Source organism: Aeromonas sp. R1-1 (assembly GCF_040908495.1).
In the GTDB taxonomy this organism is placed as follows: domain Bacteria; phylum Pseudomonadota; class Gammaproteobacteria; order Enterobacterales; family Aeromonadaceae; genus Aeromonas; species Aeromonas veronii.
The window spans coordinates 1-8,583 of sequence record NZ_JBFODV010000012.1 but is presented as its reverse complement, the minus strand read 5'-3'; the positions used below and the strand labels follow the sequence as shown (position 1 = coordinate 8,583).

Here is an 8,583-nt window from a genome sequence, read left to right as displayed (position 1 = left end):
TGAAAGGCTGGGGTATCCATGATGGTAGACCTCAAGGTGATGGCCTACTTCAAGATTAGCCTTTCAACACGTAATTGGGACAGAGCCATAAAAAAGCCGCTCACCTGGGTGAGCGGCTGTTGCCATCAGAACCGTGCAGTTCGCTATCAGGCTGGCTGCTTGCCATCTTCCGCGGGCGGCGGCAGGGCGGCGGAGTTGGACTCCACCTTCTGCTCTTCGCCCTGCATGTTCTTGATGTAGACATCCATTTGGTTGAAGGCGATCTCGATGCCGTTCTCGCGGAACAGCTGGTCGATCTTGCGGTTCAACTCGTCCACCGCCGGGTTGCGATCCCCCAGTTCGCTCACGAAGAAGCGCAGCTCGTGATCCAGAGTGCTGGCGCCAAAGGTGAGGAAGTAGACGATGGGAGCCGGGTCTTTCAGCACCCGGCTGTTTTCATCGGCCGCTTGCTTGAGCAGGGTGCGGGTCAGTTCAAGATCTGAGCCGTACGCCACGCCCACCCGTACGATCACCCGGGTGACGGTGTCACTCAGCGACCAGTTGATGAGCCGTTCTGTCATCAGTTGCTGGTTGGGGATGATCACCTCTTTGCGGTCGAAGTCGGTCAGGGTGGTGGCGCGAATGCGGATCCGCGAGACGGTACCGGAGAAGGAGCCGATGGTGACGGTGTCACCGATCCGCACCGGACGCTCGAACAGGATGATGATGCCGGAGACGAAGTTGGAGAGGATCTCCTTCATGCCGAAACCGATACCGACTGACAGACCACCCGCTACCCACTGCAGCTTGTCCCACTGCACGCCCATCATGGAGAGAGCGGTGAGGGAGCCAAAGCCGATCAGCACGTAGTTGAGCATGGTGGTGATGGCGTAGGCGGTCCCCTGAGCCAGGTTGAGCTTGGAGAGCACCAGCACCTCCAGCAAGCCCGGCAGGTTGCGCGCCAGTGACCAGGCACCGCCGAGCAGCAGGAAGCCGATCAGCACGTCACTCAGGCTGATCGGGAACAGCACGGCGTTGGCGCCGGTGCCTTCACTGCGGTGCCACAGCACCATGCTGTCGAGGTAGGAGAAGACCGCCACCAGATCGGACCAGAGCCAGTAGAAGGCGACGCCGAAGATCAGCATCAGCACGGTACGGGTCAGACGCAGGGATTGCTGGCTGACATCCTCCAGATCCATGGGCTGCTCTTCGATGGACTCGCCACCTTCCGCATCTTCCGAAGATTTGTGCTCACGCTTGGCCACCGCACGGCGGTAGGCCAGACGACGGGCCGCCAGCTCCAGACCACGCAGGGCGGTGCGGTAGACCAGGCTCCAGATGATGATGAGGTAGAAGGATTCGATCAGGCGACCGGTCAGCTTCAGCGCGGTGTAGTAGTAACCGAGCACGGCCAGCACGATCAGCGCCACCGGCGCCAGCGCCAGGGCGATGGCGATCAGCGACTTCTGCATGCTCGCCTCGCCCTTGATGCGGGCGCGGGAGATGGGGAACACCAGATAGGCGGCCAGCCCCAGCAGGGTCAGGGTCATGGCCTGGCCGATCACGTCGTTGCCCAGGGTGGAGGGCTCAACTACCGCCTTGGTCGCGAGCATGATGAGCGGCAGCAGTGGCAACCAGATGTAGCGCATGCTGTTGCGCTTGGCCTGCAGCTCCGCTTTCGGGATCCGGAAGTGGGTTTCGGCGATGCCGCCCGGGCGCATCACCGCCAGATAGACGCTGAACACCAGATAGCCGAGGGCGAGGTTCAGGGTGATCTGGAACATCAACTTGGGACTGAGCAGACCGCAGTAGGTGAGCAGCAGACCGCCAGCCAGAATGAACATGCTGCCCGGCAGGCGTTGCAGCACGGTATAGAGCAGGGCGCGCGGCGTGTGCCACTGGCTGTCCTGACGGAAACGGCCAAGGTCCTTGGTGATCTTCTTCTCGCGCTCAACCAGCGCCGGACGTTTCCAGACCAGCAGGCCGCCGATCAGCAGCAGCGGGAAGGCGAGCAGGGAGATCCCCAAGAGCTCTTCTCGCCAGCGTTTCCAGTCCGGTTTCAATACCCAGTCGGAGGCCTGTTTGTAGGCCTGGGCGGGCCAGCTGATAAACCACTTGCTGTCGATGGGCTTGTTGCTGCTTACCCAGAAGATATGTTGCTGCAGGGTAAATTCGATAGAGGCATAGACCCGCGCCAGCTGCTGCTGGGTCAGCTGCAGGCTGATGGCGTTGGTAAGCTGGCTGTCGAGTTGGCGGTTGAGCTGATCGAGCAGATTGATACGGGTGTCGAGCAGCTTGGCAAGGCTCTCTTTGTCCTCCTCGCTCACCGGTTCCTTGCTGCCGGCGATCAGATTGTCCAGATAGAGGTTCTTCTGGAATAGCTGGTCACGCTGCTGGCTCAGTTCAAACTGGGCCAGATGCAGGTCGGCAATCTGCTCTTCCAGGTTTTTGACGGCGATGGTGGGTGCCGCTTCCAGCTGCTGATAGAGCTGATAGAGGATGCGCGACAGCAGCAGATTGCCCTTGAGCATCTGCACCTGTTCATTGAGGTTGCGCTCGGTCTGGATGCCGCGCTCCAGCCAGCTCTTGGCTTGCAGGTTCTTCTGTACCAGCGAGTTGAGGCTGGTGGTGGCACCGATCAGCTGCTGGCTGAGCTGGTGGTTGAGCTCCTGCTCTTTTTGCACCAGCGGGCTGTCTTCGGTCGCCACCAGTTCACCGGTCTGCTCGGCGGTTTTTTCGGTGTCGCCGAGGCGCTTGGCGCTGCTCTGATCCTGCAACAGCTGCAGTTTCTGCTCTTCGCTGGCGAGACGGGCACTCTGGTAGTCGCGCTGCTTGATCGCCAGATCCTGCATGCTGGTACGGTTATCCAGCTCCTTTTGCAGGTGGGCCAGTTGCAGGTCGAGCAGGGCCAGCTCGGCACCGAGCTTCATCTTCTCGGCGCTGGAGACGCTTTCACCTGCGTTGAGGCGGGTACGGATCTCCTGACTGCGCTGGTAGGCGCGGCTCATGCTGGCCTGGGCGCGCTCCGGCAGGGTCTGCAAGCTGGTGAGCTGGCTGCCGATGGCGCCGAGGGCCTCCTGGGCCGCCTGCATGTTGGCCAGCACTTCCGGCTGGCGGCTGTCGAGCTCTGCCAGACTCATGCTGGCGTATTCGCTCTTGATCTGCTCGGCACTCTTGCCCTTGGTCAGGGCATCGAGCTTGGCACTGATCTCTCTGAGTTCGGTGGGCAGGTTGCGGATCCGCTGGGCCTGGGTCTTGGCCTTCGCCTCTTCCTTGTCGATGCTGTCGAGCAGGCCGAGGGTTTCGGTCAGCAATTTCTGATCCGCTTGCTGACTGACGGTCAGGGTTTCTGATTTACCCAGACCATCCAGCGCTCGCTGAACTGCGTTGCGAGAGGGGACATCTTGCGCCATGGCTTGCGGGACGCAGAGGCTGGCGAGGAGACAGAGCAGCGGCAACAGGATGGCCGAGACTCTTTTAAAACGTATTGAGGGCATATAACTTCCGGGTTATTACGCGATATTCGGGAGATTTCCCGCATAGATTAAATTCGCGTGGATTCTAACACCGGGCTTGTCAGGTAAGCAGGGGGGAGGGACAAAAAAAACGGCGCCCGCAGGCGCCGTTTTCAACTCGTTCAGCTCTGATTAAAGAACGTGAACAGAAGCGGTGTTGGTGGTGCCGCTCGGTACCAGAGCACCGGAGACCATCACAACCACGTCACCTTTCAGACCCATGCCGATTTCCAGCGCGGCTTCTTTACCGATGCGATAGAAATCGTCGGTAGAGGCGATGCTGTCAACCACGTGAGCAACCACACCCTTGGTCAGAACCAGCTGGGCAGCAGTTTTCTTGTTGGTGGTGATAGCCAGGATCCAGGCTTTCGGGAAGTACTTGCGAATGGCCTTGGCAGACTTGCCGCCTTCGGTAGCGACCACGATCAGCGGGGCGTCCAGCTTCTCGGAGGTCTCTACGGCGCCTTTACATACGGCTTCGGTGATGCGCAGCTTGTTGCTGTCGTTGGCAGTAGACAGGTTGGACGGCATCACGGCATCGGTACGCTCGCAGATGGTGGCCATGATGGTCACGGCTTCCAGCGGGTACTTACCCTTGGCGGATTCACCTGACAGCATGACTGCGTCGGTACCGTCCAGGATGGCGTTGGCCACGTCACCAGCTTCGGCGCGGGTCGGACGCGGGTTCTTGATCATGGAGTCCAGCATCTGGGTGGCAGTGATAACCACTTTGCGGGCTTTGTTGCACTTGGCGATGATCATCTTCTGGGCGAAGATAACTTCTTCAACCGGGATCTCTACACCCATGTCGCCACGAGCAACCATGATGCCGTCGGAAACAGCCAGGATCTCGTCGAAGTTGTCCAGACCTTCCTGGTTTTCGATCTTGGAGATGATCTGGATGTTCTCGCCACCGTGGGCTTTCAGGTGCTCACGGATTTCCAGAACGTCTTCTTTCTTACGGATGAAAGAAGCAGCAACGAAATCAACGCCTTGCTCGCAACCGAAGATCAGGTCGCGCTTGTCTTTCTCGGCCAGGGCCGGCAGCTTGATGGAGACGCCCGGCAGGTTAACGCCTTTGTTCTCGCCCAGGTCACCGTTGTTCAGCACTTTACAGATAACTTCGCGCTCGGTGATTTCGATAACGTCCAGACCGATCAGGCCGTCATCAACCAGGATGCGGTTGCCGACGCGCAGATCGTTGGCGAAACCTGCATAGGTCACGGCCACTTTGTCTTTGTTGCCAACCACGGTCTGGTCGGTGGTGAAGGTGAAAGTCTGGCCAGCGACCAGCGCGACGTCGTTGCCGCCTTCCAGCTTCATGGTACGGATTTCCGGACCCTTGGTGTCCAGCAGGATAGCTGCGTGCTTACCGGTCTCGGCCATTACAGCGCGCAGGTTGCTGATGCGGCTGCCGTGCTCGGCGTAGTCACCGTGGGAGAAGTTCAGGCGCATGACGTTCATGCCGGCGTCCAGCATTTTGGCCAGCATTTCTTTGGATTCGGTCTTCGGACCGATGGTGCAGACAATTTTGGTCTTTTTCATGTCAATCTTCATGGTTAAGGAATTTCCGCCGAGCAATATACACCAGTTTTTGGAATCTTTTTATGATCCAGAAACAACGTTTTGACCAGATAACGTTTTCTTTTCAGGGATAACGTTTTCCTGTGAGTCACATTTTAGAGCATACGGCCACAGGTTCGGGCTGAAGGGATACAAATGTTGCCATCTGTAGTTGTTTGGCCGGGTTGAGGTTCAGATGTTGTAAAATGACCACCCGCTCGCTGTCACCGTCTTGTCACCGGCTTGCGCAAAAATGTTAGTTCATTGGCGCACGGGTGAAGGAGGTCGGGATGAAAAACAGCCATGAAACCGGATGGGCTCTGCTCTTGCTGGGCGCCGCCCTGCTGCTGGTTCAGACGCTGCCAGCCCGCTACTGGCTTGATAATGCCGGTCTGCTGGCGATCTTCTCCCATCCAGTGAAAGGGGAGGCGGCCGCCGAGGGATTGACGTGGCGAGAGTGGCAGGATCACAGTGCAGCGACCCGGATGGCGCTTCGTGCAGCCCGACCGCAGCAGGATGCGCCGCAGCCTTGAAATTTATTGCTGCTTACCGGTCGTGAAGGCGTGAAATTATCAACCATTAGTTGATAGTTCTTATCTATCTTGCTGGATTGTCCACCTTTCATGGCGGGAGGATAATCGATTCCAACAGCGATATCCCCTCCGGTATCGCCCCCTGATACTTTGTTGGAGTCCGCTTTATGTCCCTCGCCCCCGTCTGGTTTATCTCCCACGGCGCACCGGATCTGGTGCTGCGTGAGCAACCCGCCACCCGCTTTCTGCGAACCCTGCGTCTGGATGAGCTCAAGGGGCTGGTGGTCATCTCCGCCCACTGGTTCAGCCGCGAGCTGCAGATCAACGTCGAGCCCAAACCGGCGCTAATGTACGACTTTTACGGCTTTCCCGAGCCCCTCTACCGGATGCGCTGGCCTGCCAGCAGCCCCGAGTGGCTGCAACAAGGGGTGAGCGACCAGCTGGCACTGGCCGGACTGACCGCCACCCCGGTGCGGCGCGAGCTGGATCACGGGGTCTGGTCGCCGCTCTCCCTGATCGACCCAAACAGCGAGATCCCGCTGGTGCAGATCTCCATTCCCACGAGCTTCACCCCGGCCCAGTTGTGGCAATTGGGAGAGGTATTGGGGGCGCTGCGCAGTCAGGGGATTGGCATCCTCGCCTCCGGCGCCATCACCCACAACCTGCGGGCGCTGGCACCGGAACGCTCGCCAGTGCCGGAGTGGGCCAGCCAGTTTGTCGACTGGCTGGAGCAGAAGATGGCCGACCAGGATCGTCTGGCGCTGCTCGACTATCGCCAGCAGGCTCCCGGAGCGGTGGAGTCCCATCCCCACGACGATCATCTGCGCCCGCTCTTTGTGGCGTTGGGGGCGGCCGATGGTGTGGCGCCTACCCGGCTGCACGAGAGCTGGGATGGCGGCAGCCTCTATATGGGCGCCTACCGCTTCGGCTGATAGCCTCTCAACAAGACCCCGCCAATTGGCGGGGTCTTGTTATTTACGGCGTGGTGGATCGATGGTAGTGGTGATTGAGCCGAAGGCCCTCAGGGAACCACTACCCGGCTCTCGCCGCCGCCGAGGGCTTCGACCCTGATCTGCACGCCAATCCGCTCCACCAGCGTCTGGACGTGGGAGATGACTCCGATCTGGCGGCCGGCGGCCTGCAGGGAGTCGAGGCTGGCGAGCGCCAGATCCAGGCTGTCCGGATCCAGGGTGCCAAACCCCTCGTCGATAAAGAGCGACTCGACCTGGGTCTGCCGTGACGAGAGGCTGGAGAGGGCCAGCGCCAGCGCCAGCGACACCAGAAAACTCTCGCCACCGGAGAGGGAGTCCACCGAGCGCACCTCGTCCCCCATGTCGAGATCCACCACTTGCAGCGCCAGATCGGTACCGGGTACCCGCTCCAGCCGGTAGCGCGGCGAGAGCTCGGCGAGCTGGGCGTTGGCCTCCAGCAGCAGGCGCTCGAGGGTGAGGCTCTGGGCGAAGGTGCGGAACTTGGCGCCGTTGGCTTGCCCGATCAGATCGCACAACTGCTGCCAGTGGTCGGCCACTGCCTGCTGGGCGGCCAGCTCCTGTTGCAGGCTACCCGCCTTGAGAGCGGCGGCTTCGGCCTGTGCCAGCTTGCTCTTGCACTCGAACAGCTGCTCTTCAAGGGCGCGACAGCGGGCATCGAGCGCCACCAACTGCTCGCTCAGCGCTGCATCCGGCAGGGCTGCCAGCTCGGGGTGATGTTCCCGATAGCGCTCCCGCTTGCTCTCCTCCAGCGCCAGCGCCCGCTGCCGCTCGGCAAGGCGGGTTCGCGCCTCGCCAACCGCATCCTCCAGCCCTTGCAGGGCGGCGCGGCGCGCCTTGAGTTCATCGGGGCTGATGGCGAGCAGGCGGCGCAGGTCGTATTCGGCGATGCCGAGGGTACTGGCGTGGGCAGCCCAGCGCCCAAGCACCTCCCGCTTGCGGCGACTGCTGGTCTGCTTTTCCTGCTCCACATGGGTGAGGCGGGTCTTGAGTTCAGTCTGCCGTTCCTGCAGAGCGCGGGCGCCGCTTTGCATCAGCTCCAGTTCGCTGGCGAGTTGTTGCAGTCGTTGCTGCCAGCGGTTCTCGACCAGCGGGATCTCCTCGCCACCCAGACAGGCGGCGCGGCTGTTGAGCAGCCCCTGACGCTGCTGTTCGTGCTCCTTGTAGTCCCGCTCGAGTTTGTGCAGCAGCTCGCGCTGGGTCTGCAGGCGCGCCTCCTGTGCGCTCAGGGCCGGGGTGAGGCTTGCGATCTCGCTGGCCAGCCGCTCCCACTCGCTCTGGCCGTGCAGCCAGGCTTCGCAGGCTCGCTGCCACTCGTGCCACTGCTGGCTGCCGAGCCACTGGCGCCACGGTTGGCCGCCCATCTGCTCGTCGAGGCGGTGGGCGCCCTGTTCCAGACGCTGGCGCAGGGTCGCCTCCTGCTCGCCCATCCCCTTCACTTCCCCTTCCAGTGCGATGCGCTGGCGGTCGGCCTCTTGCCACTGCTGGTCAAACTGCTGGTGCTGGGCAGCCAGTTGGCTCAGTTGTTGACGCACCCCTTGCAGCTGTTGTTGGCCAAGCTGGGCCTGACGCAGCTGCTGCTGGCTCTGGGCCAACCCCTGCTCCAGCGCCTGGCCACGGCCAAGCAGGGTGCTCATCAGCTCGTTCCACTCAATGGGGCTTTGGCGCAGCGGCAGCGGATGGCCGAGCAGGGTATCGCCCCCCAGCTGTTGCCAGCGCAGGGTCAGCTGCTCGGCGCGGGTTTCCAGCTCCGGCAGATGTTGCTGACGCACCGCCAGCTGGCGGGCCAGCTCCTGACGCTCGCTCTCGCACTGAATGTATTGATGGTTGAGCCGCTCCCACTCCAGTTCCAGACTGCGGGCCCGCTCCGCCAGCTGACCCAGGATCCCCGCCACCTGGGGTTGGCTCTGGCTGTAGGGGTGCTCCCCGGAACCGCACAGCGGGCAAGGTTCGCCATCGCTCAGGATATGGCGATACTGCTCGAAGCTGGCGATGGCACGGGAC

The 8,583-nt window shown here is 61.4% G+C and carries 5 protein-coding genes; 2 read left to right on the top strand and 3 right to left on the bottom strand.

Going from position 1 to position 8,583, the window contains the following annotated elements; translation table 11 throughout:
- Positions 1 to 146: 146 nt before the first annotated feature.
- Positions 147 to 3,476, bottom strand: a complete 3,330-nt coding sequence (gene mscK, locus AB5Y92_RS00460; RefSeq protein WP_368225116.1) for a mechanosensitive channel MscK — start codon at positions 3,474 to 3,476, stop codon at positions 147 to 149.
- Between the two features lie 150 nt (positions 3,477 to 3,626).
- A complete protein-coding gene (gene pykF / locus AB5Y92_RS00455; protein ID WP_342400685.1) occupies positions 3,627 to 5,039 on the bottom strand; it encodes a pyruvate kinase PykF in 1,413 nt (470 codons plus the stop codon).
- Positions 5,040 to 5,347: 308 nt separating this feature from the next.
- Between pykF and AB5Y92_RS00450 the strand changes: the two genes are divergently transcribed.
- Positions 5,348 to 5,590 carry a hypothetical protein gene (locus AB5Y92_RS00450; protein WP_368225114.1) on the top strand — a complete coding sequence of 81 codons (243 nt, stop codon included), beginning with the start codon at positions 5,348 to 5,350 and terminating at the stop codon, positions 5,588 to 5,590.
- A 167-nt stretch (positions 5,591 to 5,757) separates the two neighbouring features.
- Positions 5,758 to 6,522, top strand: a complete 765-nt coding sequence (locus tag AB5Y92_RS00445; RefSeq protein ID WP_368225112.1) for a class III extradiol ring-cleavage dioxygenase — start codon at positions 5,758 to 5,760, stop codon at positions 6,520 to 6,522.
- Positions 6,523 to 6,611: 89 nt separating this feature from the next.
- Here AB5Y92_RS00445 and AB5Y92_RS00440 read toward each other — a convergent pair.
- Positions 6,612 to 8,583: SbcC/MukB-like Walker B domain-containing protein (locus AB5Y92_RS00440; RefSeq protein ID WP_368225111.1), on the bottom strand; the 1,972-nt coding region annotated here is incomplete at its 5' end.

Bases quoted from the DNA above. Each gene is read 5' to 3' on its own strand.
- AB5Y92_RS00445 (WP_368225112.1), top strand. From the start codon at position 5,758: ATGTCCCTCGCCCCCGTCTGGTTTATCTCCCACGGCGCACCGGATCTG.
- pykF (WP_342400685.1), bottom strand. From the start codon at position 5,039: ATGAAAAAGACCAAAATTGTCTGCACCATCGGTCCGAAGACCGAATCC.
- AB5Y92_RS00450 (WP_368225114.1), top strand. From the start codon at position 5,348: ATGAAAAACAGCCATGAAACCGGATGGGCTCTGCTCTTGCTGGGCGCC.
- mscK (WP_368225116.1), bottom strand. From the start codon at position 3,476: ATGCCCTCAATACGTTTTAAAAGAGTCTCGGCCATCCTGTTGCCGCTG.